Consider the following 26,207-nt stretch of genomic DNA (forward strand, 5'->3'; position numbering starts at 1 on the left):
AGACACGCTTATCCCTGAATATGAATAAGCCTATTGAACCGGCACCCCATAACGCCGGACACCCATTACCTGATGAGTATCGAGACGCAACCCGAATGGCTTGCGTGGAGTTGATGTGTGCTGCCCAACAAACTGATTCTTGCCGTGCTGATTGTCGGTATTTCTGTCGTCGGCCTCAGTATTGGCGCCACCATTCCCGTTGTGGCGCTACGCCTGCACGAAGCGGATATCCCCAACCTGACCATTGGCATCCTTTCGGCCTTGCCGGCCGCCGGTATGCTCGTGACGGCCTTTATCGTCGAATGGCTCACCGCACGGCTTGGCCGCAAGCACATCTACCTGCTGTGCTTTTTCCTCTCCATGGTCAGTATCGCCATGCTGGAAGTCTTCAGAACCGAACTCATCCCGCTAGGGTTGTTCCGCTTTCTGATGGGAGTAGGGGCAGGGCTGATCGTCATGCTGGGGGAGGCCTGGGTCAACGAGATTGCCGATGAATCCAACCGTGGTCGTGTTGTCTCCCTGTACGCCACATTCTTCACCGGTTTTCAGCTGCTTGGGCCTGCCATGGTTTCCGCCTTGGGCCCGAGCAGTGCCTGGGTGACAGGCATCGTTTTGGCGATCTTTGCTGTGTGTTTGCTGGCTACTGCGCGATTTCTGCCCAACCCCATCGCCGGTAAGGCTACCGTTGAGCAAAAGACCTTTACCGTGTTGGGCTTTCTGAAGGTCGCCCCTGCGATCTGCGCAGGCGTCGTGTTCTTCTCTTTTTTTGATAGCGTCGTGCTGTCCATGTTTCCTGTGTTTGCCTTGAGCCACGGTTACGAGGTTGCACTGGCCGCACTGATGGCGACCGTCATTCTGCTAGGTGACACCTGCCTGCAATACCCGCTGGGTTGTCTGTCCGATCGCTTCAACCGCAACCACCTTTACCTCGGCTGCGGCCTGATAGCCTTGCTGATTGGCCTCGCGCTGCCCTGGTTGATCCAGATGCAAGCGTTGCTTTGGCCAGTGCTGGTCATACTGGGTGCGGTAGCCGGTGGCGTCTATACCTTGGCCATCACCCTTATCGGGCAGCATTTTCAAGGGCAGGATCTGATTACCGCCAATGCCAGTGCAGGGTTTCTGTGGGGCGTGGGAAGTCTTGCTGGTCCCATCCTGAGTGGCGCAGCCATGTCCGCAGGGCCAAATGGCCTGCCATTGGTATTGGCCGCAGCGGCTGGCTTATTCGTACTGTGTGCCCTGAAGGCAAGGGGTGAAGGTGCCGTCAGACTGGAGCAACATGGTTAGAGACTCGATAGACGAGAGCCATGCGTTCTCGCAGAGTGGCTGATGAGCTTTGTTCCCCGGCAGACAGGGGCGCGGCTGCAACCATAAAAGCTCTTGCCAGCCTTGGCCGTGCGCAGGCTCATGGGCGCCGAGCAGAACGGGCAATTCTCCGCATTGGCCTGCCAGGGTGTAACCAAAGGTGCGTTGGCAGCAGTGATCGAATGATGCGGCGCAGGTTTTTGAGTTACTCGACTGCTGCGCAACCCTTCATAGACGCTCCAGGCTACCAGTACGCCAACAATACCCAGCATGATCGCGGCATCGCTGACGGAAAGTGCCCCGGCAGCCGCATCCCCAGCCCATGTCAGGTAGGGTAGAAGAAAAAGCACTGATCCAGTGAATGCCTTTTGCGTAAGCGGCATGCGTCCCATGACTTTATCCATTTGGCTGATGCGCGGCGCACAGTGCGCCTGATATGCGAGGGCTATCGGCAAAGGACATTCAAGCTTAAGCCGGAGGCAATAAGCCCCGACCAGTGGCGTGTCGGGGCTTTGTTTTGTCACCGATGAATGGGAAAGGTGGCATTCATGGCGAGAGCATGCAGGCGCTCATCAATGCGTCTCTGTCACCTTTTTCAGGTAACGCGGCTGATCAGGATTGCAGCCGCGCGCCTTGGCCAGTGCCTCGGCAAGAACATAAAAGCTCTGGATCAGAGTTAAAGGCTCCAGCAGGGCATGGTCGGTCCGGGCGCTGGGTAAATCGACGCCGTCATTATCCTCGGTTGCAGCCACCAATACCTGGGCCCCACGCGCACGCATCTCTTGGGCGAACGCTAGCGTGCCGGCCTGCTCGGAACCTGCAGGCGCAAAAACCAGAACCGGATACCCTTCGGTAATGATCTCCATCGGGCCGTGCTTAACCTCTGCACTGGAAAAGGCTTCGGCCTGTATGCCGCAGGTTTCCTTCAGCTTCAGGGCTGCTTCCATGGCGATTGGTAGGGCTGGGCCTCTGCCGATGACCAGCATCTTGTCGACCGGTGTCAGCACCTCGATGGCCCTGGACCAGTCCGCTTCCACGGCACGTTCCATCTGCCGAGGCAATGTCTGGAGCGCTTGTAGCAGGTCCGACTTTATACCCAGGTTGCGCTCCAGATAACCTACCGTCTGGGCGGCTGCCATAAGCATGGCAACATAGCTCTTGGTGGCAGCCACACTTTGCTCAAGTCCGGCAGGCAGCAGGACCTCACCATCAGCAATTGCCGCCAGAGGCGAATCGGGGGTGTTCACCAGGGCAGTGGCCCTAGCGCCGCGGGATTTCAAATAACGAACGCTGGCAATCAGGTCCGGACTCTTGCCAGATTGGGAAAGCGCCGCCACCCAGGCATTGTTGAAGCGCAGGGGCGGCTGATTGAGGCTGACCAGCGAAAGTGGCATGGAAAGGCTGGGAATGCCGATCCGGCACATCATCAGGTGAGCGAAATAGGCAGCCGCGTGATCCGAACTGCCCCGCGCCACGGTCATCATGAGGTCAGGCAGATTACGCGCCAGACGGTCTGCCAGTGCCATAACAGCACTGTCGTCGTCCAGCATGCGTTGCAGGACGGCAGGAATGGACTGGGTTTCATTCAACATCAGGGACATTGCAGTTACCTTCGGGACGTCAACCTTCGGACGCTGTAGCGTCCGGTGTGGAAAGAAGCTCGGTTTGGCTCAGAATCTGCTCGGGGATAAAAGCAAGCCCGGCGGCATCCATGGCCATACTCAGCGCGCCCCATAGAGGCGCGTCGTGCGTGAAATGCGCCGTGACGATCTCAGGCGCAAAGGGAACAGTACGGTTAATCATGTGCTTGATGAGCGGGGCCAGCGTTGCCGCTTGCCGATAAAGCCCTCCACCAATGGCAATGCGGCCAACATCCAGGGCGATCGCCAGATTGGCCACCTGAGCGGTGCAGGCAGCAATCCGCACATGCAGCGCCTGCTGAGCGCGAGGCTCCTGGCTGGTGAACAGGTCGAGCGCCTGGTGGCCCGGCCCGAGCAGCTCAACGGCCAGCTGATTCAGGGCCGTTCCGGAAAACAGCTCCTCCAGCGGGGCACCGCCTTGCTCGTGGCTGTACCAGTCCGACACGCGCTCAGGGTCCAGAAAAGGTGACAACATATAGCCAATTTCCATGGCGGCGCCGTTATGCCCACGGATCAGCTGCCCATTGGCAATGGCTGCGGCAGAGAGCCCCGTGCCCAGATTCAGGTAGAGCGCATGATCGATACCTTGCAGGCTGCCCCAGCGTGCCTCGGCCAGTGCACCGGCCTTGACGTCGTTGTCCAGCATGACCCCAGGCGTACCCAACCCTTGAGCAATCAAGCCATGCAGGTCGAGCCCTTCAAAGCCGGGTGTATTGGGCGCCATCAGTAAGGTATGGCCACGTACAACGCCCGGGAACACGCCTGCCACGCTGCGAATGGTCGTTGCGCCGAGTTGCTGTGCACATTCCCGTGCGGCCTCAAGCAGGCGCATCAGGGCCGGCCCGCCAAGCAGGCCCTCGGCATGGGTCGCCAGGACCCGAGTCGCCAGCTGTTCGCTGGCGGGGTCATAGCAGGCAATGTGGGTTTTGGTACCGCCAACATCGATGGCCAGCAGTACGCCCTGATCAGGCATGGTAAGACTCTCTCTTTCAAGTGCTTGTGTTATGGCGCTACAGTCAGGAGAGCCGGTGTGTACGCGCCCACAGGAGATAGGCGCCGCCACCCACCAGCAGCCAGACCAATGACCACTGGATCGGGTAGGCACCGGGTGCGTTATGGTTGGAGGCCATGTAGATATAGACCCAGCCCACCAGCGCAATAACGGCCGGCACCGGGTAAAGCCACATCGCATAAGGTCGTTTCAGGTGCGGTTGGTTCTTGCGCAGCACGAAAAGTGCAATGATCTGGGCAACAGACTGCACCAGAATCATGACGGTTGTCAGAAGCTGGATCAGCGTGGTCAGGTCGCTCAACCGGCCGATCATGAAGCCGATCGACGTCAGCACACCCATGCTCAGCAGCCCATACGTCGGGAACTCATGGCGGGCATGCACCTTGGCAAACGCCTGGAAGAACACCTTGTCCCTCGCAGCTTCATACGGCACCCGCGAGCCTCCCAGAAGCCCTGCGAACACCGAAGCCAACGCAGTGATCAGAATCAGAACCGTCACGACATTGGCCGCTGTAGCGCCCCATGTTTCGCTCAGTACCACCGAGGCCACGGATTTATAAGCTGCCGAATTGGGATCAAGCATGCGATGCCAATCCACGACGCCCAGCACGCCTACCTGCATCAACAGGTAAATGGCGAGAATGCCGAGAATCGAAAAGATGATGGACCTGGGAATCACGCGGCCCGGCTGGTCAACCTCACCAGCAAGGTAGGCCGAGGTGTTGTAGCCCAGGTAGTCATAAATGCCGATTGTTAGCCCTCCAGCCATGCCAAGCCAGAAGCCACTGTCGGAAAGATCAAACGCTCCCTCGGGAAAGCTGAAGGCCAGCTCAGGGTGAAAGTGGGAGAGGGCTGCAGTAATGAGACTGCCAATGCTGATCAGCATGATTACCCACAGCACGATGCCCAGCTTGGCGACCGACTCGATTTTGCGCCACAACAGCCCGATGATCAGCCAGATAAGGCCCAGGCCAATCACATTGCCTGCCGTCTGGCTCATGTCCGGCCAGAACCAGGTGAGGTACTGAACGAACCCGATGATTCCCGTGGACATGATCAGCGGAATGAACAGCATCGCCGTCCAGATAAACAGAAAGGGCATCAGCTTTCCCGTGCGTTTGCCAAAGGCCTCGCGCAGGTACACATAGGTGCCTCCCGCACCTGGCAATGCCGCACCCAGCTCCGCCCATACCAGACCATCACACAGGGCCAGCAGGGCGCCCAGTATCCAGCCGAGATAAGCTTGCGGGCCGCCCATGATGACAATCATGGTTGGAATGGTAATGAAAGGCCCTACACCACACATCTGGCTCATGTTGAGCGTAGTGGCGGGAAACAGACCAAGTTTTTTCTTGAGGCCGGAGGAAGGCTGGCCGGTTACGGGTGATGACGGCATAGGACGATCTCTTCGCTCGAAAGGTAAAGGATGGGCAGATGAAAGATTCTTCGTGCCATCGATCGGCTCTACCGATTCGGCATTGTTGTTGTAGTGAAGGGATCGCTTTGGTCAGGTGAGTACATGCCAAACAGCGAACCACCCTTAGAAGACCATAGGCTTTATATTAATTCAACTTGATTTAATTAATGCGCGCTCCTGATGATGTAAACATGAGAAAGGCATCTACCAAACGCATCGTGACTACCGGCACCAATGCCGAACACGCCCGCCTGCATAATCGCCGGGTCATTCTGGAAGCCATCCGCCTGGGTGGACGGCTGACTCGTGCCGACCTGACAAGGCTGACCTCCCTTACCGCTCAAACCGTCTCGAACATCGTGACGGAGCTGCAGGAGGAGGGCGTGCTGCTCGCCCATGCGCCGGAAAAGGTTGGCCGGGGCCAGCCCCCGGTTCCCCTGTCGATCAACCCTCAAGGCGGCTATGCCATCGGCTTTCATGTCGAGCAGCATCGCATCATTGCCGTGCTGCTTGATCTACTCGGAGAGTGTCAGGCGCAGGCCAGCCTGCCGGTCGATTACCCCGCCTTTGACGAAGCGCTGCCCCTGCTCACTGAAACTGTTGGCCGCTTCCGGGCACAGTTTCCCTCGCATCGCTTCATCGGCGTCGGTATTGCCTTACCCGGGCCGTTCGACGTGGAAGGCATCACTGCCGTTGGCCCAACGGCCCTATCCGGCTGGGATGACCCTGCCATTCCTTCACGCCTCGAAGAAGCCTTGGAACTGCCTGTGCTTATCGAGAACGATGCCACTGCCGCCACCATGGGCGAGCGACTACATGGCGTTGCCAGCGATCTGCAAAACTTTGTGCATCTCTTCATTGGCAGCGGCCTGGGAGCAGGGCTGTATCTGGAAAATCGCCTGTATCCCGGGCACTGGCATAACGCCGGGGAGATTGGCCACATGTCCGTCATTCCTGACGGCAAGGTCTGCTACTGCGGAAACACGGGTTGTCTGGAACGGTATGTGTCCATCGCCTCGCTGCTTGAACACCTGGGACAAACCGCTGATCAGGATATTGCCACCTGGAACTGTAACACCGCCGCCTTCAGGCAAGGCGTCGATGCCTGGCTGAATGAGGCCGTACCCGCCCTGCGACATGCCATCAACATCCTCGAATCCCTCCTGGACCCGCAAACCATCCTCATCAGCGGTTTTCTGCCTGAGCCAATTCTCAAGCAACTGGTAAACCGGCTAGCGCCGCTACCCGTCTCGGTCAGCCGCCGGCCGGACCGTGAATACCCCCGCATCCAACTCGGCGCTGCGGGCCCGGACACCGTTGCCCTCGGTGCTGCCGCCCTGGTCATCCTGACCGAAATCAGCCCGCATTACGAAACGTTGCTCAAAGCCGAAAGGGGATAAGAAACAAAAAAGCCCGCACAAGGCGGGCTTTTGGTGTTTCGCTACATGCAGCGCATGTGGAAACGATATCTGGCGCATCCGGCGGGATTCGAACCCACGACCCCTGCCTTCGGAGGGCAGTACTCTATCCAGCTGAGCTACGGATGCGTTACGAGGGCGACATGATACTCATGTCAGGGCGGAACGTCCATGCCCTGTTGCGCGTTCGTGTTTCCAAGCAAAATCAGCGGGTTGGCTTCGTAGCTTCTCTGACGGTTTATTTCTTCTATAAAGCAGCGTGCGTTGTTTTTATCGAACACATATTGCGCTTATGTTAGCGGAAGCCTAGCATGCGTTTGAGATTTTGAACGCTTGCCGCTTCGCTTTGGCAGACGTTCGCTGTGTCATCCATCGGCCCGTCCGGCGATGGGCCGTGTTCCGCTGTATACCGCCAATCATTGCCTCTTCGTAACCCTTTGAATTCAGGGTGAGGGATGGTTATCGATTCGCGATAAAAGAGTTGAACGGAAAGCGCTGTTGCCTTTCCCATTCAGAATATTGTCAGCGGGGCTTAATAAAGTGGCCCCGTCGACCTGAAATCTCTTCGAGGAGACCTTCATGCAATTGAAAGATGCTTCACTGTTCCGACAGCAGGCTTACATTGATGGAGCCTGGATGGATGCCGACGGCGGCCAGACGATCAACGTGGGTAACCCGGCCACGGGCGAAACCCTGGGAACAGTACCGAAGATGGGCCGCGCGGAAACCAAGCGCGCCGTCGAGGCAGCTGAGCGTGCTCTGCCGGCCTGGCGTAATCTGACCGCCAAGGAGCGTTCGCAGAAGCTGCGCCGTTGGTTTGAGCTGATGATCGAGAACCAGGACGACCTGGGTCGCCTGATGACACTGGAGCAGGGCAAGCCGTTGGCCGAAGCCAAGGGCGAGATCACTTATGCCGCATCCTTTATTGAGTGGTTCGCTGAAGAAGCCAAGCGTGTTTATGGCGATACCATCCCCGGCCATCAGGCGGACAAGCGCATTATCGTTATCAAGCAGCCGATTGGTGTAACAGCAGCGATCACGCCCTGGAACTTCCCGGCCGCCATGATTACCCGTAAGGCCGGTCCTGCCCTGGCAGCCGGTTGCACCATGGTCATCAAACCTGCCAGCCAGACGCCATTCACCGCACTGGCCATGGCCGAGCTGGCCGAGCGTGCCGGTATTCCGAAAGGGGTACTGAGCGTGGTTACAGGCAGCGCGTCCGAAATCGGCGCCGAGCTGACCAGCAACCCAACTGTTCGCAAGCTGTCCTTCACTGGCTCTACCGAGATTGGAGCCAAGCTGATGGAGCAATGCTCCCCAGGCATTAAGAAGGTGTCTCTGGAGCTGGGTGGCAACGCACCGTTCATTGTATTTGACGATGCCGATTTGGATGCCGCCGTTCAGGGCGCGCTCATCTCCAAGTACCGCAACGCCGGCCAGACGTGTGTCTGCGTCAACCGTATTTATGTACAGGATGGCGTGTACGACGCGTTTGCCGAGAAATTCAAGGCAGCGGTCGAGAAGCTCAAAGTGGGCAATGGTTTGGAAGAGGGCGTAGCCATTGGCCCGCTCATCGACGACAAGGCGGCTGCCAAGGTCAAGGAGCACATCGAGGACGCCGTGTCCCACGGTGCCCAGGTGATCACAGGCGGCAAGGCTCACCAGCTGGGCGGCAGCTACTTTGAGCCGACCATCATGATTAACGTACCGGCAGACGCCAAGGTCTCCAAGGAAGAAACCTTCGGCCCGCTGGCTCCGCTGTTCCGCTTCAAGACGGAAGAAGAAGCCATCGCCCGTGCGAACGATACCGAGTTCGGTCTAGCCGCGTACTTCTATGCCCGCGACCTGTCCCGCGTCTTCCGTGTGGCTGAGGCGCTGGAGTCCGGGATGGTGGGTATCAACACTGGCCTGATCTCTACCGAAGTGGCACCGTTCGGTGGCGTGAAATCGTCCGGCCTGGGTCGTGAAGGCTCCAAGTACGGTATGGAAGACTATCTGGAAATCAAATACCTCTGCCTGGGTGTTTGACCGCTACAGCGTCTGGCTAACAGGCGTGTATGGCTACCAGACGTAAATTGGTCCAAGGCCAGACCCGTTTTCCGGTAGCCGTCTTGTGGTTCCCTCGCTCAGGGTGTCATCGCCTTGAGCGAGCCGTTGGTAACGCACTACCTCCGGCGAGTGGCTGGCGTTGTTGGCAGTCGATCATCGTATGCTGCCCTGCGACCGGTGCTCGCTTTTACTCCCTATCTGGCTGACGATGAGCAGCTCAAGAGGACACCATGACTGATACAAACGCTTCCCTGATGCATCGCCGTAACGCCGCTGTACCCCGTGGCGTTGGGCAGACTCACCCGATCTTTGTCGACCGCGCCGAGAATGCCAAGGTGTGGGACGTCGAAGGTAACGAATACCTGGATTTTGCTGGCGGTATCGCTGTGCTGAACACCGGCCACCTGCATCCTAAGGTTGTAGCGGCCGTACAGGAGCAGCTGAAGAAGGTGTCCCATACCTGCTTCCAGGTACTGGCGTACGAGCCCTATGTCGCCCTTTGCGAAAAGCTCAACCAGCTGGTGCCGGGCAACTTCCCTAAAAAGACCGCACTGTTCAACTCAGGCTCTGAAGCCGTTGAAAATGCGGTGAAGATTGCCCGTGCAGCCACTCAGCGCGCCGGTGTCATCGCGTTTACCAGCGCCTACCACGGCCGTACCATGATGACTCTTTCGCTTACCGGCAAGGTCGCTCCGTACTCGGCTGGCATGGGTCTCATGCCGGGTGGTGTGTTCCGCGCTCTGTACCCCTGCGAGCTGCATGGCATCACCGTGGACGACGCTATTGCAAGCGTGGAGCGTGTGTTCAAGAACGACGCACAGCCGGGTGATATCGCAGCGATCATTCTTGAGCCGGTACAGGGCGAAGGCGGTTTCTATGCGGCGCCGAAAGAATTCATGGTTCGCCTGCGCAAGCTGTGCGACGACCATGGCATCCTGCTGATTGCCGATGAGGTTCAATCGGGTGCGGGCCGTACCGGTACTTTCTTCGCGATGGAGCAGATGGGCGTTGATGCTGATCTGGTCACCTTTGCCAAGTCTATCGCGGGTGGCTTCCCGCTATCGGGGGTTACGGGCCGTGCAACCGTAATGGACTCTGTTGGCGCTGGCGGCCTGGGCGGTACTTATGCCGGTAACCCGCTGGCGTGTGCGGCGGCACTGGCTGTCATCGATGCGTTTGAGGAAGAAAAACTGCTGGACCGTTCCAAGGCTGTGGGCGAGCAGCTGACGGCAGGCCTCAAGGCCATTGCTGCCAAGCACAAGGCAATTGTCGATGTGCGTGGCCTGGGTGCCATGATTGCGGTCGAGCTGGGTGAGGACGGTGACGTCCACAAGCCCAACGGTGCACTGGCCAGCCAGATAGTGGTTCGTGCCCGTGAAAAGAACCTGATCATGCTCAGCTGCGGCACCTACGGGAACGTACTGCGCATCCTGGTTCCGCTGACTGTCAGCGATGAAGACCTGCAGCGTGGTATCAGCATTATCGGCGAGTGCTTCGACGAACTGGCCTGATCTGCAGCATGACAAGAACCGCCGCTTTCGCGGCGGTTTTTATTGTCTGGAAAAAAAGTTGTCTGATGATTTAAGGCGCTGATTTAGAGCCTTTAGGCCGCTTTGTGAGGCGTTCTGCAGCCTTTTCCTTGCAAGTCATACGATGACCTGTCTAGAGTCTGTCTTTCCTCTTTGAATGCTCCTGTGCTGTATGCAGCACGAGCGGCCAGTGTGTGCGTTGCTGTCGGGAGGATGACAGGCCCGTCGCCACGTTTCGGCAGGCTATCCATAATAAGAACAAGGAGTTATGCCCCCATGGCTGATCAACAGCAGCATGGCGCTACGGCTGACGATACCCGTAGGCGCTTTCTCAAAACATCGCTCGTCCTTTCGGCTGCATCTGTAACCCTGGGCCGCTTCGGTCTTGCAGAAGCCGCAAGCCCCGAACCGCTCAGTGAGCGTTACCCGGATCCGCTAGTCCAGGTATTGGATGAGAGCTTTCTTAAATACCGTATTTTCAACGCGAGCATTGAAAAGCTCGGCACCGGCATGCGCTGGCTCGAAGGGCCGGTCTGGTTTGGGGATGGCCGGTATCTGCTGGTTAGTGATATTCCCAATAACCGCATCATGCGGTGGGACGAGGTTACCGGTAGCCTGAGCGTTTTCCGTGATTCTTCCAATTACTCCAATGGCTTGTGCCGGGATCGTCAGGGGCGCCTGTTGATCTGCGAAGGGTCAACCACTACCCACGAAGGCCGCCGCATCACGCGGATGGAATACGACGGTCGCATCACTGTTCTGGCGGATCAGTTCGAAGGCAAGCGCTTCAACTCGCCGAACGACATTGCCGTGAAGCGTGACGACTCCATCTGGTTTACCGATCCACCGTTCCAGGCCGACAGTAACTATGAAGGGCATAAGGTCCAGACCGAGCTGCCTCATGGGGTTTACCGCATCGATGGCAAGACGGGAGCGGTCACGCGGGTGATCGATAATCTGGCAGGGCCCAATGGTTTGTGCTTCTCGCCAGATGAAAAGACCCTGTATGTGGTCGAGGGGCGTGCCAAGCCGAACCGTCTGGTCTGGGCCTATGGGGTCAACGATGACGGTACGTTAGGTGAGCGGCGCAAGCATATCGAAGGTGTAAATTACGGGGCACTGGACGGTATCAAGTGCGACGAAGACGGCAATCTCTGGTGTGGCTGGGGAAGCCCAGGTGTCCCGGAGGCCAAGCCGGAAGAGCTGGACGGCGTGATGGTTTTCAATCCGGCCGGCAAGGCGATCGGTCATATCCGTTTGCCGGAGCGCTGCCCGAATCTATGCTTCGGTGGCTTGAACGGTAACCGCCTCTTCATGGCGAGCAGCCACTCGCTTTATTCACTGTATGTGAATACGCGTGGTGCGATCTATTTATAGCAGGCGATAAAAAAGCAGCCAGCCGGGCAACGGCTGACTGCTTTCATAGTAAGGATCAGCTGACGGTGGGGCGGAAATACAAGGCATCCCCTTTGTGCAAGCCAATGAGGCTGTCGTGATCCTTGATGACCTCTGCCTCAATCAGCTCATCCTGACCATTCACGCGTAGCGTCACCCGTGTGGTCGCACCCAGCGGGCGAACATCACGTACCTCGGCAGGCTGATGCCCTGTAAGTGCCTCCCGGCTGATGGAGACTTCGTGGGGGCGGAACATGATCTCCGAGCCATTGACCTGCAGGCGGTTCGAGTCGCCCAGGAAGTGATAGACGAAATCGCTGGCAGGTTGCTCATACACCTCGCCCGGCGAGCCGATCTGCTGAATCACGCCCTTGTTCATGACCACGATACGATCCGCCACTTCCATGGCTTCTTCCTGGTCGTGGGTAACGAAGACGGATGTCAGGTTGATTTCTTCATGCAGACGGGCCAGCCAGCGGCGCAGCTCCTTCCGAACCTTGGCGTCCAGCGCGCCGAAGGGCTCGTCGAGCAGCAGAATCTTCGGCTCTACCGCCAGCGCACGCGCCAGGGCGATCCGCTGACGTTGGCCGCCGGACAGCTGCTCAGGGTAGCGGTCGGCCAGCCAGTCCAGCTGAACCATGTTTAGAAGTTCATGGACCTTTTCGGCGATCACTTTCTCGCTGGGCCGTTCGCGCTTGGGCTTCATGCGCAGGCCAAACGCCACGTTGTCGAACACGGTCATGTGGCGGAACAGGGCGTAATGCTGGAACACGAAGCCTACGTTTCGATCCCGCACGTCACGGTCGGAGACGTCTTCACCATGAAAGACAATGTTGCCGTTGTCCGGTGTTTCCAGGCCGGCAATAATCCGCAGCAGGGTGGTCTTGCCGCAGCCGGAAGGGCCGAGCAGGGCGACCAGCTCACCGCTCTGGATATCAAGGTTGATGTCATTCAAGGCCTGGAAAGCACCGAAGCGCTTGCTGACGTTACGGATTTCGATGCTCATCAATGCGTCTCCTGGGTGCTGTTCTGGTTGGCGAGGCGGCTTTCGCTCCACTGCTTGAGCAGCAGGGTCAGCAAGGCCAGGGCCAGCAGCAGCGAGGCCACGCTGAACGCGGCCACATGGTTATATTCGTTATAAAGGATCTCGACATGCAACGGCAGGGTGTTGGTTACGCCACGGATATGGCCGGATACGACCGATACCGCACCAAACTCACCCATGGCACGTGCGTTACACAGCACCACGCCATAGATCAGGCCCCATTTGATGTTGGGCAGGGTGACATGCCAGAACATCTGCCAGCCGTTGGCGCCCAGCAGCCGCGCGGCTTCCTCTTCCTGCGTGCCTTGCTCCTGCATCAACGGAATCAGTTCGCGGGCAACGAAAGGAAAGGTCACGAACAGGGTCGCCAGCACGATTCCGGGTACGGCAAAGATAATCTGAATATCGTGATCCTGCAGCCACGGACCCAGTAGTCCTTGCGCGCCGAAGAGCAGCACATACACCAGACCGGCAATGACCGGCGAAACGGAGAAGGGCAGGTCGATCAACGTGACCAGGATGCTCTTGCCACGAAACTCGTACTTGCTCACGCACCAGGCCGCCGCCACGCCAAACACCACGTTCAGTGGTAGCGATATACCGGTCGCAATGAGCGTCAGTTTCAGAGCTGACAAGGCATCCGATTCGATAATGGCGCTAAAGAACGTGCCAAACCCCTCTTTCAGGGCTTCCGACAGGACGATATACAAGGGCAGCAGCAGGAACAGTGTAAATACGACCCAGGTAGCTGTGATCAGGATACGACGCCCCCAGGGGCTACCACGCCGAGCGGCACTGAGGGAGGATGGATTCGATGTGTTCATGGTGTTCCCTCAAGGATGCTCGATGCGGCGCTGCAGCAGGTTGATGCCCAGCAGCAAGATGAACGACACCACCAGCATCATCACGCCAATGGCCGTGGCGCCGGTATAGTCGTATTGATCGAGCTTGACCATGATCAGCAGGGGCAGGATTTCAGTCTTCATCGGCATATTGCCGGCAATGAAGATAACCGAGCCGTACTCACCCACCCCGCGGGCGAAGGCCAAGGCGAAGCCGGTCAGCCACGCTGGAAGAATCGCCGGTAACAGAACATGAAGAAACACCTGCAACGGCTTGGCGCCGAGGCAGGCTGCCGCTTCTTCAATTTCCTTGGGAATGTCCGCCAACACAGGCTGCACGGTACGGACTACGAACGGCAGCGTGACGAACACCAGCGCCAGGGTGATACCCAGCGGGGTGAACGCAATCTTGATGCCCAGCGGTTGGAGCAGGCTGCCAATAAGCCCGGCCGGAGCATACAGCGCCGTTAAGGCAATGCCGGCAACGGCCGTTGGCAACGCAAAGGGCAGATCGATCATGGCATCGATGATCTTGCGTCCGGAGAAGGTGTAGCGGACCAGTACCCACGCCAGCAGTACCCCGATAACACTGTTGATAACAGCGGACGCAAACGCGGTGCCAAAGCTCAGGCGCAAAGCCGCCAATACACGCGGTGCGGTAATAATGGCCCAGAACTGGTCCCAGGTAAGCTGGGCGGCATGGACAAACATGGCCCCCAACGGAATCAGCACAAGAAGGCTGAGGTAGACAATGGTGTAGCCCAGGGTCAATCCGAAGCCGGGTATGACCGGGGAAGTACGACGCGACATAGTGTGTCCTTAGTCAGGCCCGCAGACCTGGCAAAAGGCCCCGGTTAGCCGGGACCATTCTGTGGAGCTCATCCGGGCATCAGTGGCCCTGGTAGATTTGGTCGAAAACCCCGCCATCATTGAAGAATTTGGGCTGCGCCGATTTCCAGCCGCCAAAGGCGTCATCGATGGTTACCAGTTCAAGCTTCGGAAACTGCTGGGCAAACTCGGCAGCCACCTTCTCGTTACGCGGACGGTAAAAGTTCTTCGCGGCAATACGCTGGCCCTCTTCACTGTACAAGTACTGCAGGTAGGCCTCGGCAATCTTGCGTGTCCCCTTGCGATCGACCACCTTGTCCACCACCGCTACCGGCGGCTCAGCCAGAATGGACAGTGACGGCACGATGATCTCGAGCTGATCGCCGCCTTGTTCCTTCTTGGCCAGAAAGGCCTCGTTCTCCCAGGCAATGAGCACGTCGCCCAACTGGTTGTTCACGAACGTGATGGTCGAACCGCGCGCCCCGGTATCCAGTACAGGGACATGCTTATAGAGGTCTTGCACATAAGCCTGTGCCTTCTCGTCAGTGCCGTACTGTTTCTTGGCCCAGGCCCAGGCTGCCAAAAAATTCCACCGAGCCCCGCCAGACGTTTTCGGATTGGGTGTAATGACTTCTACACCTTCTTTGGTCAGGTCGGCCCAGTCATGAATACCTTTCGGGTTACCCTTGCGTACCAGAAATACAATGGTCGAAGTATAGGGCGTGCTGTTATCGGGAAGACGAGTCTGCCAATTATCTGGCAGCAGCTTGCCGATGCTGCTGATCTGGTCAATATCGCCTGCAAGGGCCAGCGTGACTACATCCGCCCGTAGCCCATCGATCACCGAGCGCCCCTGTTTGCCTGAACCACCATGCGAATTTTTGACGGTAACGCCTTCACCCGTTTCGCTTTTCCAGTGCTTGGCGAACGCCGCGTTGTACTCCTGGTACAGCTCACGTGTCGGGTCGTAAGACACATTCAACAGTTCCGTTGCGGCTGCGGCCGGCCCTGCAATCAATACGCTGGCCAGCGCGGCCAAAGCGAAACGGCGGATGAACATGAAACGGCTCCTTGTGACTTTTTATTTAGAGTTGGCTACTAGGATAGACGGTGGCATGGCACGAACGTCGCATAGACGTTCAAGCCTTATTATTGGAAGGTAGCTGCGGGCGAAACTTTTCCTTGCGTTCAATCTGCACAACCTGCCCGTTATGCACGGTGATCTCGACCGAGCCGAAGCGCAGGCCCTGCAGAGCGTTTTGAATATCGTGAAGAATGGTGTCGTTGTGGTTATCCAGACTACGAAAGGGCGTTGCGCTCATGGAGTCTTCCTGATCGTCATGTCGTGTTAACGGCGTGAGCGCATAGTGATGGAAACGGCTTATTTCTTAAAATACTATTTAGTGATTTTATTATGCTTTAAGGTTTTAAGAAGCCGAGCGGTGACATTATTCGTAGCAAAAGCATGAGTAGACATCTGTAAATACTCAGTAATAATGGGCGAACGCCTGTTCACTGAGCGTATTCATTCTTACCCCCTCTGAGGTAATGCCAGCACTATGTGGTACAACGGCTTGCTCGATCTTTCAGTGTGGCAACTGATTGCGGTTACGCTGGTGCTCACGCACATCACCATCGTAAGCGTCACGGTGTACCTGCACCGTTATTCCGCTCACCGCTCGCTGGATCTCCATCCCGCGCTCAAGCATTTTTTCCGTTTCTGGTTGTGGTTGACCACGGCCATGAACACCCGTGAATGGACTGCCATTCATCGTAAGCACCACGCCAAATGCGAAACCGAAGACGATCCTCACAGCCCGGTTTTCAAGGGACTCAGTACAGTCGTTCGTAAAGGCGCCGAACTCTATAAAGAGGAAGCCAAGAACGAAGAAACCCTGCGCATCTACGGCAAGAACTGCCCGGACGACTGGCTCGAGCGTAACGTATACAGCCGGTATCCCAACGGCGGCATCCTGCTCATGTTCCTTATCGACATCGCCCTGTTTGGTACGCTCGGACTAAGCGTCTGGGCTATCCAGATGGCCTGGATTCCATTCTGGGCAGCCGGTGTGGTCAATGGCCTGGGTCATGCGGTGGGCTATCGCAATTTCGAGTGCCGCGACGCGGCTACCAACCTGATCCCGTGGGGCATCATCATTGGTGGCGAAGAGCTGCACAACAACCACCATACCTATCCGAACTCGGCCAAGCTGTCGGTCAAGAAGTGGGAATTCGACATGGGCTGGGCCTGGATCAAGCTCTTTTCCTGGCTCAAGCTGGCAAAGGTCAATCGCGTGGCACCCATCGCGCATCGCGTGGAGGGGAAAGGGCTGCTCGATATGGATACGGCCATGGCGATTCTCAACAATCGCTTCCAGATCATGGCGCAATATCGAAAGCAGGTCATCGCTCCCCTGGTCAAGCAGGAGTGGCGCACGGCCGATCCAGCCAAGCGGCCGTTGATCCGCAGCGCAAAGCGGTTGCTGTCCCGTGAAACCAGTCTGCTCAAAGAGCGCCAACACGCTACAATTCAATCACTGCTCGAGCAAAGTCAGTCGCTCAAACTGATCTATGAGAAACGTTTGGCATTACAGCATATCTGGGTCAAGACCAGTGCCAACGGACATGACATGCTAGCGGCCATGAAGGAGTGGATTGTCGAGGCGGAGACAAGTGGCATCCAATCCTTGAAGGAATTTGCAGAGCATTTGAAGACGTACTCACTGCGACCAGCAACGGCTTCAGCGCTTTCTTAAATAAACTTGAACAAAAGCCCGCCAAATGGCGGGCTTTTGTCTTTTCGGCAGCGGAACTGGAAACCCGAATGATGTTCTTATGCTGCTGGATTGATATAACGGCGACATTATGGACGAACAGCTGCTAGGTCCGCTTTCTGCGGATGAAACAATGCTCGCGTTACTGCATTCGCGTGCTGAGGCTGAGCGTCTGCGGGAGCGTGAAAGACTCTTTAGCGCTCTGCTGGAAAGCGTTAATTCGGTTCTGTGGGCACTCAACTGGCAGACTGGTGAAATCATCTACGTAAGTCCTGCCTATGAGCAGGTATTTGGTCGGCCGATCGCCCTGGCCATGACCAGCTACGACGTCTGGATAAATAACGTCTACCCCGATGACGTCGAATATGTTCAGGAAACGCTTAACCAGGTGCTTCAGCAGGGCGCCATGGAATCCCGTGAATACCGCATCATTCGAGGGGATGGAGAAATTCGCTGGCTAAGCGACAAGTGCTTTGTCAGCCAGCGCAGCGAAGCCGGTATGCCGCTGCTGGTCGTCGGTATCGCCGAGGACATCACCGAGAAAAAGCGCATGGAGGAAGAACTCCAGCGCCTGGCGACAACTGATGTGCTTACGCGCAGCAGTAACCGACGTCACTTTTTCGAGAGCGCACAGCGTGCCTTTGAGTTGGCTAAAACGACCACTGAGCCGCTGGCTTTTCTGCTTTTCGATATCGACGACTTCAAGAAAATCAACGACCGTTTCGGTCACCAGATGGGCGATCTGGTGCTTCAGCGTGTGGCTGAATGTGGAGCCCAAATGATCCGCCGGGGCGACCTGTTTGGCCGCATCGGTGGAGAAGAGTTTGCGCTGCTGCTACCGGGCTGTGATCGAGAGCTGGCGGAGCAAATCGGTGTACGCTTGCAACGAGCGGTACGCCAATTGATGGTGCCTACTCCCCAGGGCCCCTTGCGGGTCACGATCAGTCAGGGATTGGCCGTTCTCAAGGAAGACGACAAAGGGCTCGATGCCCTCTACGCTCGTGCTGACGAGGCCATGTACAAGGCCAAGCGGCAGGGTAAAGATCAAATCGTCCAGGGCTAGACGAAAACACTTTTTACATTTAGTTTGCTCCCCTGCAAGGGAACCGGTCACTAATGACGGTTTTAATAGCTACATGAAATAAGACGGGGAAACCTTATTTCAAATAGCGTTAAAACGGTGTTGCTAGTGGTCTACGCTTAAGTTCTGTTCTTATCGACCGATAAGTTCAGTAGCAACACAAAAATAGTTTGGAGCATCTATTTTCATGGGTAAGAAGCCTTTGGCTCTGGCTGTCGCCAGCGCTTGCTTGTCTCTGTACGCCTTTTCCTCCGCTCAAGCTGCTGGGTTCGTAGAAGACAGCAAAGCAACGCTTTCGATGCGGAACTTCTACATCAACACCGATAACCGCAACCAGATCAACCCAACTCGTAAACCTTCAAAAGTTGAAGAGTGGGGTCAGGGTTTCATGCTTAACTACCAATCTGGCTTTACTCAAGGTACAGTTGGTTTTGGTGTTGACGCTGTTGGTATGTTGGGCTTGCGTCTGGATGGTGGCGGCCGTACTGATAAAGGTGACCGTCGCCCTAGTACTAGCGGTAGCTTTCCGCTTGAAAGCGATGGCAGCTATGTAGATGAGTTCAGTAGCTTGGGCCTGACTGCTAAAGCTAAGTTTTCCAAGACTGAGCTGCGTTACGGCACGCTTTCTCCAAAGCTTCCGGTTGTAACCATCAACGATGGTCGCTTGCTGCCGCAAACTTTCCAGGGTGGACAAATTACGTCCAAGGAAATTGATGGCGTAACGTTCATTGCTGGTCAGCTTGAGCATACCAAGACTCGTGGCTCCAGTAGCAATGAAGAGTTTTCGATTGCTGGTTCCAACACTGGCGGTACAGCGCGTGATTCTAATCAGTTCCGTTTCGCAGGTGCTGATTACGCTGTTACCAAAGACCTGACGCTGCAGTACTACTTTGGCCAGTTGGAAGATTTCTACAACCAGCATTTCCTAGGGCTGGGCCACAGTGTCAAGCTGGGCGACGGCACGTTCAAAACCGACCTGCGCTATTTCAACAGCAAAGGTAACGGCAACAATAAAGACTCTGACACTACTGGTCTTTATGGCTCTACTGGCTACTACGGCAGCGGCCGTACCCGCGGTAAAGTAGACAACCAACTCTATAGCGCACTGTTTGCATACACCATTTCCGGTCACACAGTAGCTGCTGGCTACCAGATCACCAATGGTGACAGCGACTTTCCCTTCATCAATACGGGTGAGGGCGCTTCTGCATATATCAACACGGACTCCCAGATTGCTAAATTTAACCGGGCTGGCGAAGACACTTGGCAGGTTCGCTACGCCTATGACTTCGCAACTGTTGGTGTACCAGGCCTGACGGCAGGTGTTACCTACCTGAACGCTGACAATGCCAGACACTCTACGGGTGACAAGAGCGAGTGGGAGCGTGATATCTCCGTTGCTTATGTTATTCCTGAAGGCACGTTCAAGGGGCTGGGCCTTACATGGAAAAACGCCGTGTATCGTTCTGAGTTCCCTACCCAGCGCGACCAAGACGAAAACCGTCTGATCGTCAGCTACTCGTTGCCGCTGCTCTAATAGAGCGGTTCGGAAAAAAGCCCGCCTTTATCGCGGGCTTTTTTGTGCGTGCTCACGGCGGATACTGTATCGACAGGTGAGCGGCCTAAAAAGCGCTACTTGGCTAAAAGTGTTTTGCCCCAAAAGAGTGCATTGAAAGGTAGACGCTCCAGACGTTTGACTTTAGTTTTGCCGCCTCCGGCAGGAGGTAAGGCAGCCCATCCAATACCAACCTCTTGCTCTAAGCGTTGTAGCGCTCCGGTGCTGCAAGAAGTTGTTATTGCGTTGGAGCACTCCTTGAATACCTCTCCCTTTGTCCTGGCGACTGCCATCGGGCTGCTTTCCTTGCATACGGCCGCACAAGCAGGCGGTTTTATCGAAGACAGCAAGGCTACGCTGTCCATGCGTAACTTCTACATCAACTCCGACTACCGAAGCGGCGGCGGCAAGGCAACGGACCCTTCCAAGGTCGAGGAGTGGGGACAGGCGTTCATACTCAACTATCAGTCCGGGTTCACACAGGGGCCGGTAGGTTTTGGAGTAGACGCGATAGGTATGTTGGGTCTGAAACTGGACTCTGGCAGTCATATCGGCAAAGGCAGTCGCCAGCCAGGAACCATGTTTCCCCGCGAAAGCGATGGCGCTTCCACGGATGATTTCAGTAGCCTGGGATTGACCGCCAAGGTTCGTGTTTCCAAGACTGAGCTGCGCTATGGCACGCTGATGCCCAAGCTCCCTGTGGTCAACTACAACGATGGGCGCCTGTTGCCACAAACCTACGAGGGTGGACAGATCACTTCGAAAGAGTTTGATAACCTCACGCTGATTGCAGGCCAAATCGAACAGGTCAAGGACCGCAACTCCAGCAATTATGAATCGATTTCCATTGCCGGATCCAAAGCGGACAGCAACCAGTTTCGCTATGCAGGGGCTGATTACCAGCTCACCAGAAACCTGACACTTCGGTATTACTATGGCAGCCTGGATGACTTCTACAAACAGCACTTCCTGGGCGCGCTACATAGCCAGCCGCTAGGCTCTGGTGTGCTCAAAACGGATCTACGGTATTTCGACAGCCGTAGCGACGGCGCCAATGGGCATGAGCCTGCGTACTATGCCAACGGGTATTACGATGGCGGAAGTGCTGTAAAGGGTAAAATCGACAACCGCCTGTACAGTGCCATGTTCAGCTATAGCGTAGCGGGGCATACGCTGGGTGCGGGGTATCAGGGCTCGGAAGGTAACAGTGACTTCCCCTACCTTGAGCAAGGTAATGGCAAAACCCTGTACACCATCACCAATGCCCAGATTGGCAAGTTTATCCATGCGGGTGAGGATACCTGGCATGTCCGTTACGCGTACGACTTTGGAAGCGTAGGTGTACAGGGGCTCAATGCCGGTGTTGCCTACTGGCATGGTGATAATGCTCGTTATCAAACCGGTGACAGAAGCGAATGGGAGCGTGATCTTACCGTGTCGTATACGGTGCCCAGAGGAGTCTTGAAGGGTGTGGGTTTTACGGTGAGAAATGCCATGTACCGGCCGGGCTTTCCCGGGCAGCGTGATCAGGATGAAACGCGCGTTATTATCAACTACTCCATTCCACTGCTCTGATGAGGTTGGAGGGGCTTGTCGCTACACGGCAAGCCATATCAAGCCTGGACTTGGCAGAAAAGAATTTCTCTGAATATTCAAGCCTAACGGTGAAAAAGTGTTTTGCCTGAAATGATGGCACTTTGTTATGGACGAAACACTTTTTTACATTTAGTTTTGCGCCGCCGACAAGGGACGCGTCAGTGAACGGCCTTATCTTCCAGGGAGTGGAAACACAAGGCGTTATAAAGCCAACCTCGATCTACCCGCTCTCTTGCCGGCCTAGCCGTGCGGCCGTACGTGTGCCTTAACAGCCGCTCTTGTTGTTGTTAGTTGTGGAGCATCTTTTGAACGTAAAACCTCTCGCCGCAGCCATTGCTGCCGGCTGCCTTGGCCTGACCCTGAACAGCGCTGCCCATGCCGCGGGCTTCCTGGAGGACAGCAAGGCTACCCTTACGTTACGTAACTTCTATTTCAATCAGGATAACCGTGACTCGGCTGCGCCCAAGTCTGCCTCCAAGGCAGAGGAGTGGGGGCAGGCGTTCATGCTCAACTATCAATCCGGTTTCACCGAGGGTACGGTCGGCTTTGGCGTTGATGCCCTGGGGATGCTCGGTCTCAAGCTTGACTCAGGCAAGGGGACGCACGGGACTGATGCCAACAGTGTGTTCCCGGATAACGGGCACGGCACTGGCGTTGATAACTTTTCAACGCTGGGCCTGACCGCCAAGGTTCGTATCTCCAAGACCGAGCTGCGTTACGGCACACTTATGCCAACGCTGCCGGTGGTGACCTACAATGACAGCCGCATGCTGCCACAGACCTTTGAAGGCGGCATGATCACCTCCAGGGAAATCGAAGGCCTGACCTTGAATGCCGGTCGCCTGGAACATTCCAAGGCGCGTAACTCTTCAAACATGGACAGCCTGCGCATTCTCGGCGGCACCGAGCGCAGCAACGCGTTCTACTTTGCGGGGGGTGACTACAAGCTGACCAAGGACCTGACGGTCAGCTACTACTACGCAAACCTTGAAGATTACTACAAGCAGCATTTCCTGGGTCTGGTGCATGACTGGCAGATCGGTCCGGGTGTGCTTAAGAGTGACCTGCGTTATTTCCACAGTACCGACGATGGTGCCAATGGACATAATCCGGACTACTACTCCAATGGCTACTACGGCAGCGGCGTAACCAAGGGCAAGGTCGATAACGATTTGTACAGCGGTCAGTTCCTGTACAGCGTGGCCGGCCATACCTTTGGCGGTGGCTATCAGGTCATCAACGGGGACAGTAACTTTCCCTTCCTGAACCAGGGAGATGGTGCTACGCCATACCTGATCACCTTCTCGCAGAATCAGAACTTTACGCGTGCCGGTGAGCGGACCTGGCTGGTGCGCTACGCGTATGACTTTTCCCAAGTGGGCGTGCCGGGGTTGACGGCAGGTGTGGTCTATCTGAAGGGAGACCATATCGAGGCGGCTGGCAGCAATCCGAGCGAGTGGGAGCGGGACTTTACCCTGGGCTATACCGTGCCTACCGGAACCTTGAAAGGGCTGGGCATTCAGTGGCGTAACGCGGTATGGCGTAACGATGTCGCCAACACCCGCGATCAGGATGAAAACCGTCTGATACTGAGTTATTCGATTCCGCTGCTCTAAGACGTGAGTAAGACCATCCTTTACGATGGTACGTAGACTGGAAATGCCGCCTCCCTTTCGGGAAGGCGGCATTTTCTTTTTGCAGAAGGCTCTATGGGTTTAGCGAGAGAGCTGTTCCAGCACGGCCTTGGCCGCAGGCTCTGAAGAGGCGGGGTTTTGGCCTGTTATCAGATTACCTTCAGTCAGTACGTAAGGCGCCCAGTCAGCCCCTTTGCTGTACAGGCCGCCGTTGGCCTTGAGCATGTCTTCCACGAGGAAGGGTACGACGTCGGTGAGTTGAACCGCTTCCTCTTCGGTATTGGTGAAACCGGTTACCTGCTTGCCCTTGACCAGAGGCTCACCGTCAGCAGTCTTGACCTTGGCCAGCACGCCGGGTGCATGGCAAACCAGGGCGGTAGGTTTGCCCATCGCATAAAAGGCTTCCAGCAGCGCAATGGAATCCTGATCTTCAGCCAGATCCCAGAGCGGCCCATGGCCTCCGGGATAGAAAACAGCGTCGTAATCATCCGCCTTGACGCTGGCGAGCGGCACGGTATTGGCGAGAGCCGCCTGTGCGTCGGGATCATTACGGAAGCGTTCTGTCGCCTCGGTGCGCGCTTCCGGCTCATCACTCTTGGGGTCCAGAGGCGGCTGGCCCCCTTTGGGTGACGCCAGGGTCAGCGTAGCGCCTGAGTCCTTGAAGACATAATAAGGTGCCGCAAACTCTTCCAGCCAAAAGCCGGTCTTTTTACCGGTATTGCCTAGTTGGTCATGGGACGTCAGTACGAGAAGGATATTCATATGATGGGTCCACCGATCCAGTTGCCGATAAGCTCCTTATGGAGCGCGGTAGGGGTATGGACAGCACATCCGAGAGGACAATTCAGCGTTATCACATGCGTGATGGCAGTTGTACATGAAGCGCCTGACATGTTCACAAAAAACCGAAGCCTGGCGGGAGGCTCCGGTTTTATTCCTCAGTACGCGTGGTGCTTAGTTTCGCGTTCTGGGGGCAGGCTGCTGCTGGGTAATGCAGTGGATATTGCCACCCCCCAGCAAGATCTCGCGGCCTGGGACCTGTACGATCTCGCGCTCGGGGAAGCAGCGCTGAAGAACGTCCAGCGCTTCGGCATCCTCCGGGACATCGAACGTTGGTGCGATGATGGCGCCGTTGACGATCAGGAAGTTGACGTACGACGCCGCCAGACGCTCGCCTGACTTACGCGGCTGACTGCCCACCGAGGCATCTACGGTTTCGTATTCTTCATCCGACGCGTACAGCGGGCCGGGCGTTGGAATCTTGTGGACGGTGAACTTGCGGCCTTTGGCATCCGTGTTGGTTTCCAGTACCTCAAGCGCCGCGCGACACCGTGCATAGTTCGGGTCGTTTTCGTCGTCGCACCAGCTTAACAGCACTTCGGCAGGACGCACGTAGCAGCAGAAGTTATCCACATGACCGTCGGTTTCGTCGTTATACAAACCGTCCGGCAGCCAGATAACCTTATCCACAGCCAGATAATCACTCAGGATCGCCTCGATCTCACGCTGGGACAGATGCGGATTGCGGTTGCGGTTGAGCAGGCACTCGCCGGTGGTGATGAGCGTGCCTTCGCCATCGACGTGGATAGAGCCGCCTTCCAGTACGAAATCCTCAGTGCGGTAGCGGGGGCAGCTTTCCATCATCAGGATTTTACTGGCGACCTGATCGTCCCGCTTCCAGGGAAAATACAGCCCGCCAACCAGCCCGCCCCAGGCGTTGAAGGTCCAGTCCACACCGCGCACTTCGCCCTGATCGTTGATGACGAAAGTCGGCCCGGTATCACGCGCCCAGGCATCATCGTTGCTGATCTCGACGACACGAATGGCCGGGTGGTTGAGTCGTGCACAGGCATTGTCGAACTGAGCAGCAGAAACACCAACGGTGACCGGCTCGAAGCGTGCAATGGCTCGTGCGACTTCGGTAAAGGCCAGTTGGGCTGGCTTGGCACCCAGGCGCCAGTTATCGGTACGCTCGGGCCAGATCATCCAGACCTGCTTTTGGGGCTCCCACTCCGCGGGCATACGGAAGCCTTCAGCACGGGGTGTCGAGGCGAGCAGACTCATGATTACAATTCTCCATCGAAGGGGTAGGTCGTACAGGTTCAGGCAACGGTCGCGAATGAGCAGGACATCCCGTTAACGGTAGCAGATTCGAGCGCCATTACTGGCTGGCCGTTATGCCGACAGGCAAAGGCGTGCTTTATAACGGATAAATATCCGACTTAAAACTGAATTTAAGCAATACCATTACAGCATGCGATAACTGGACGGATAACTATCGGTTTATTGGGCGGCAACTCAATCGTTTGGCAGGGGTTTGTTTCGCTTGGGCAGATAAGGAGGAAGGTAAAGGCTGAGGTAGGCATCGAAAACCCGGTGGCCTTCAGTGGCCCAGCGAGGCGTAATAACGCCGTGCTGTTGTACGGATCTTGCGTAGATGCGATCACCCAGCTCCATGGCAAGAGTAAAGACGTCGATATCGTCTGGCAGAGGTGGCAGATGAAAATGGGCTGCGAACAGGGCCTGAAGCTGCTCGCCTAGTCGGGTGTCATGCTGTCGGTCGGCCTGGACTACTTCGGTCAGGCCGTGATTGGCCAGGATCAATTGCCTGGCCGCGGCATCCTGTTCATATACTTCCAGCATGCGTGCTTCGACGATCCGTGACAGGTCACGCCAGTCGTTAAGGCTGTCATGATCGACGGAAGCCTGAAGACAGGCGCGAAACGCTGCATGAGCCTCTTGGGTAAGGGCCTCAAGCAGTGCGGTAACGCTGGGAAAGAAGTGATAGACCGAGGAAGGCGGAAGGTCTGCCCTTTCGGCGATGCCATAGATACTCAGGCGTGCAGGCCCTTGATCTATCAGCATGTGCCGAGCCGCTGTCAGAATCTGCTCGATGCGCTGGCGGCTGCTGCTGCGCGCCTTGCGTGGGCTGAGGGTTCGGGCCATTACTGTACCGGTGTCCTGGTCGTAAAGGTGATGAGGTTCTGACGATGCCTGTACGGACACGCCGCGTTATCGCGCCTCGCCAGAACCTGATACGGCCCATTCAGGGGGAGCCTGCCCGTTCAGTACTACGATCTGATCTTGAAG

22 protein-coding genes and 1 tRNA gene are annotated in these 26,207 nt (G+C 56.6%); 10 read left to right on the plus strand and 13 right to left on the minus strand.

Annotation, left to right across the window (positions count from 1 at the left end):
* Window positions 1–117 precede the first annotated feature (117 nt).
* Complete coding sequence (locus JQR86_RS03305; RefSeq protein WP_407362295.1) at window positions 118–1,284, plus strand: MFS transporter; 1,167 nt, start codon at window positions 118–120, stop codon at window positions 1,282–1,284.
* Here JQR86_RS03305 and JQR86_RS03310 read toward each other — a convergent pair.
* The 4 genes from JQR86_RS03310 to JQR86_RS03325 form a co-directional block, all read right to left on the minus strand.
* Complete coding sequence (locus JQR86_RS03310; RefSeq protein WP_407362294.1) at window positions 1,281–1,694, minus strand: topoisomerase DNA-binding C4 zinc finger domain-containing protein; 414 nt, start codon at window positions 1,692–1,694, stop codon at window positions 1,281–1,283. The genes JQR86_RS03305 and JQR86_RS03310 overlap by 4 nt on opposite strands.
* Window positions 1,695–1,874: 180 nt before the next feature.
* The gene (locus JQR86_RS03315) at window positions 1,875–2,903 is read right to left on the minus strand and encodes an SIS domain-containing protein (protein ID WP_407362293.1); all 1,029 of its coding nucleotides are present in this window, start codon (window positions 2,901–2,903) and stop codon (window positions 1,875–1,877) included.
* Window positions 2,904–2,922: 19 nt separating this feature from the next.
* Window positions 2,923–3,915, minus strand: coding sequence for an ROK family protein (locus JQR86_RS03320; RefSeq protein ID WP_010795704.1), 993 nt, complete (start codon window positions 3,913–3,915; stop codon window positions 2,923–2,925).
* A gap of 43 nt (window positions 3,916–3,958) precedes the next feature.
* Complete coding sequence (locus JQR86_RS03325) at window positions 3,959–5,350, minus strand: APC family permease (RefSeq protein WP_125887499.1); 1,392 nt, start codon at window positions 5,348–5,350, stop codon at window positions 3,959–3,961.
* 212 nt (window positions 5,351–5,562) lie between these two features.
* Between JQR86_RS03325 and JQR86_RS03330 the strand changes: the two genes are divergently transcribed.
* Window positions 5,563–6,771, plus strand: coding sequence for an ROK family transcriptional regulator (locus JQR86_RS03330; RefSeq protein ID WP_407362292.1), 1,209 nt, complete (start codon window positions 5,563–5,565; stop codon window positions 6,769–6,771).
* 70 nt (window positions 6,772–6,841) lie between these two features.
* On the opposite strand, the gene JQR86_RS03335 is transcribed toward JQR86_RS03330, so the two are convergent.
* Window positions 6,842–6,918, minus strand: a tRNA-Arg gene (locus JQR86_RS03335).
* A gap of 450 nt (window positions 6,919–7,368) precedes the next feature.
* On the opposite strand from JQR86_RS03335, the gene gabD reads away from it, so the two are divergent.
* From gabD to JQR86_RS03350, 3 genes are all read left to right on the plus strand, one after another.
* Window positions 7,369–8,817 (plus strand): NADP-dependent succinate-semialdehyde dehydrogenase, encoded by a 1,449-nt coding sequence (gene gabD / locus JQR86_RS03340; protein ID WP_150346661.1) that lies wholly within the window; start codon window positions 7,369–7,371, stop codon window positions 8,815–8,817.
* Window positions 8,818–9,068: 251 nt separating this feature from the next.
* A complete protein-coding gene (gene gabT, locus JQR86_RS03345) occupies window positions 9,069–10,349 on the plus strand; it encodes a 4-aminobutyrate--2-oxoglutarate transaminase (RefSeq protein ID WP_074822208.1) in 1,281 nt (426 codons plus the stop codon).
* A gap of 294 nt (window positions 10,350–10,643) precedes the next feature.
* Window positions 10,644–11,744 carry an SMP-30/gluconolactonase/LRE family protein gene (locus tag JQR86_RS03350; RefSeq protein ID WP_434154331.1) on the plus strand — a complete coding sequence of 367 codons (1,101 nt, stop codon included), beginning with the start codon at window positions 10,644–10,646 and terminating at the stop codon, window positions 11,742–11,744.
* A 55-nt stretch (window positions 11,745–11,799) separates the two neighbouring features.
* On the opposite strand, the gene JQR86_RS03355 is transcribed toward JQR86_RS03350, so the two are convergent.
* The 5 genes from JQR86_RS03355 to oscA all read right to left on the minus strand — a co-directional run bounded on the left by JQR86_RS03355 (window position 11,800) and on the right by oscA (window position 15,799).
* Window positions 11,800–12,768 (minus strand): sulfate/molybdate ABC transporter ATP-binding protein, encoded by a 969-nt coding sequence (locus JQR86_RS03355; protein ID WP_010795680.1) that lies wholly within the window; start codon window positions 12,766–12,768, stop codon window positions 11,800–11,802.
* Window positions 12,768–13,631: a sulfate ABC transporter permease subunit CysW gene (cysW, locus tag JQR86_RS03360; RefSeq protein WP_407362290.1), complete on the minus strand. Its 864-nt coding sequence runs from the start codon at window positions 13,629–13,631 to the stop codon at window positions 12,768–12,770. Before cysW ends, JQR86_RS03355 begins: the two co-directional genes overlap by 1 nt.
* Window positions 13,632–13,640: 9 nt before the next feature.
* On the minus strand, window positions 13,641–14,459 hold the full coding sequence (gene cysT, locus JQR86_RS03365) for a sulfate ABC transporter permease subunit CysT (protein WP_434154332.1): 819 nt from the start codon (window positions 14,457–14,459) through the stop codon (window positions 13,641–13,643).
* 79 nt (window positions 14,460–14,538) lie between these two features.
* Window positions 14,539–15,537 (minus strand): sulfate ABC transporter substrate-binding protein, encoded by a 999-nt coding sequence (locus tag JQR86_RS03370; RefSeq protein ID WP_286787855.1) that lies wholly within the window; start codon window positions 15,535–15,537, stop codon window positions 14,539–14,541.
* A gap of 79 nt (window positions 15,538–15,616) precedes the next feature.
* Window positions 15,617–15,799: a sulfur starvation response protein OscA gene (oscA, locus tag JQR86_RS03375; RefSeq protein WP_010795676.1), complete on the minus strand. Its 183-nt coding sequence runs from the start codon at window positions 15,797–15,799 to the stop codon at window positions 15,617–15,619.
* A gap of 237 nt (window positions 15,800–16,036) precedes the next feature.
* Here oscA and desA point away from each other — a divergent pair, with 237 nt between their 5' ends.
* The 5 genes from desA to JQR86_RS03400 all read left to right on the plus strand — a co-directional run bounded on the left by desA (window position 16,037) and on the right by JQR86_RS03400 (window position 23,099).
* A complete protein-coding gene (desA, locus tag JQR86_RS03380) occupies window positions 16,037–17,233 on the plus strand; it encodes a delta-9 fatty acid desaturase DesA (protein WP_074822220.1) in 1,197 nt (398 codons plus the stop codon).
* A gap of 109 nt (window positions 17,234–17,342) precedes the next feature.
* Window positions 17,343–18,314, plus strand: coding sequence for a sensor domain-containing diguanylate cyclase (locus JQR86_RS03385; protein WP_407362287.1), 972 nt, complete (start codon window positions 17,343–17,345; stop codon window positions 18,312–18,314).
* Between the two features lie 205 nt (window positions 18,315–18,519).
* Window positions 18,520–19,869, plus strand: a complete 1,350-nt coding sequence (locus JQR86_RS03390; protein ID WP_407362286.1) for an OprD family porin — start codon at window positions 18,520–18,522, stop codon at window positions 19,867–19,869.
* Window positions 19,870–20,145: 276 nt separating this feature from the next.
* Complete coding sequence (locus JQR86_RS03395) at window positions 20,146–21,462, plus strand: OprD family porin (protein WP_407362285.1); 1,317 nt, start codon at window positions 20,146–20,148, stop codon at window positions 21,460–21,462.
* 326 nt (window positions 21,463–21,788) lie between these two features.
* Window positions 21,789–23,099 (plus strand): OprD family porin, encoded by a 1,311-nt coding sequence (locus JQR86_RS03400; RefSeq protein WP_434154333.1) that lies wholly within the window; start codon window positions 21,789–21,791, stop codon window positions 23,097–23,099.
* A 99-nt stretch (window positions 23,100–23,198) separates the two neighbouring features.
* Here the strand turns inward: JQR86_RS03400 and JQR86_RS03405 are convergent, their stop codons facing one another.
* The 3 genes from JQR86_RS03405 to JQR86_RS03415 all read right to left on the minus strand — a co-directional run bounded on the left by JQR86_RS03405 (window position 23,199) and on the right by JQR86_RS03415 (window position 26,063).
* A complete protein-coding gene (locus tag JQR86_RS03405) occupies window positions 23,199–23,879 on the minus strand; it encodes a type 1 glutamine amidotransferase domain-containing protein (RefSeq protein WP_197872826.1) in 681 nt (226 codons plus the stop codon).
* Between the two features lie 192 nt (window positions 23,880–24,071).
* Window positions 24,072–25,181, minus strand: a complete 1,110-nt coding sequence (aguA, locus tag JQR86_RS03410; RefSeq protein ID WP_434154334.1) for an agmatine deiminase — start codon at window positions 25,179–25,181, stop codon at window positions 24,072–24,074.
* Between the two features lie 234 nt (window positions 25,182–25,415).
* The gene (locus tag JQR86_RS03415; protein WP_150346668.1) at window positions 25,416–26,063 is read right to left on the minus strand and encodes a TetR/AcrR family transcriptional regulator; all 648 of its coding nucleotides are present in this window, start codon (window positions 26,061–26,063) and stop codon (window positions 25,416–25,418) included.
* Window positions 26,064–26,207: the final 144 nt, after the last annotated feature.

The organism is Pseudomonas sp. JZ134, assembly GCF_051027695.1.
Lineage (GTDB): Bacteria > Pseudomonadota > Gammaproteobacteria > Pseudomonadales > Pseudomonadaceae > Chryseomonas > Chryseomonas luteola.

Coding starts and splice junctions, on each gene's coding strand:
- JQR86_RS03310 (WP_407362294.1), bottom strand. CDS start 1,694: ATGGGACGCATGCCGCTTACGCAAAAGGCATTCACTGGATCAGTGCTT.
- JQR86_RS03315 (WP_407362293.1), bottom strand. CDS start 2,903: ATGTCCCTGATGTTGAATGAAACCCAGTCCATTCCTGCCGTCCTGCAA.
- JQR86_RS03320 (WP_010795704.1), bottom strand. CDS start 3,915: ATGCCTGATCAGGGCGTACTGCTGGCCATCGATGTTGGCGGTACCAAA.
- JQR86_RS03325 (WP_125887499.1), bottom strand. CDS start 5,350: ATGCCGTCATCACCCGTAACCGGCCAGCCTTCCTCCGGCCTCAAGAAA.
- JQR86_RS03330 (WP_407362292.1), top strand. CDS start 5,563: ATGAGAAAGGCATCTACCAAACGCATCGTGACTACCGGCACCAATGCC.
- gabD (WP_150346661.1), top strand. CDS start 7,369: ATGCAATTGAAAGATGCTTCACTGTTCCGACAGCAGGCTTACATTGAT.
- gabT (WP_074822208.1), top strand. CDS start 9,069: ATGACTGATACAAACGCTTCCCTGATGCATCGCCGTAACGCCGCTGTA.
- JQR86_RS03350 (WP_434154331.1), top strand. CDS start 10,644: ATGGCTGATCAACAGCAGCATGGCGCTACGGCTGACGATACCCGTAGG.
- JQR86_RS03355 (WP_010795680.1), bottom strand. CDS start 12,768: ATGAGCATCGAAATCCGTAACGTCAGCAAGCGCTTCGGTGCTTTCCAG.
- cysW (WP_407362290.1), bottom strand. CDS start 13,631: ATGAACACATCGAATCCATCCTCCCTCAGTGCCGCTCGGCGTGGTAGC.
- cysT (WP_434154332.1), bottom strand. CDS start 14,459: ATGTCGCGTCGTACTTCCCCGGTCATACCCGGCTTCGGATTGACCCTG.
- JQR86_RS03370 (WP_286787855.1), bottom strand. CDS start 15,537: ATGTTCATCCGCCGTTTCGCTTTGGCCGCGCTGGCCAGCGTATTGATT.
- oscA (WP_010795676.1), bottom strand. CDS start 15,799: ATGAGCGCAACGCCCTTTCGTAGTCTGGATAACCACAACGACACCATT.
- desA (WP_074822220.1), top strand. CDS start 16,037: ATGTGGTACAACGGCTTGCTCGATCTTTCAGTGTGGCAACTGATTGCG.
- JQR86_RS03385 (WP_407362287.1), top strand. CDS start 17,343: ATGGACGAACAGCTGCTAGGTCCGCTTTCTGCGGATGAAACAATGCTC.
- JQR86_RS03390 (WP_407362286.1), top strand. CDS start 18,520: ATGGGTAAGAAGCCTTTGGCTCTGGCTGTCGCCAGCGCTTGCTTGTCT.
- JQR86_RS03405 (WP_197872826.1), bottom strand. CDS start 23,879: ATGAATATCCTTCTCGTACTGACGTCCCATGACCAACTAGGCAATACC.
- aguA (WP_434154334.1), bottom strand. CDS start 25,181: ATGAGTCTGCTCGCCTCGACACCCCGTGCTGAAGGCTTCCGTATGCCC.
- JQR86_RS03415 (WP_150346668.1), bottom strand. CDS start 26,063: ATGGCCCGAACCCTCAGCCCACGCAAGGCGCGCAGCAGCAGCCGCCAG.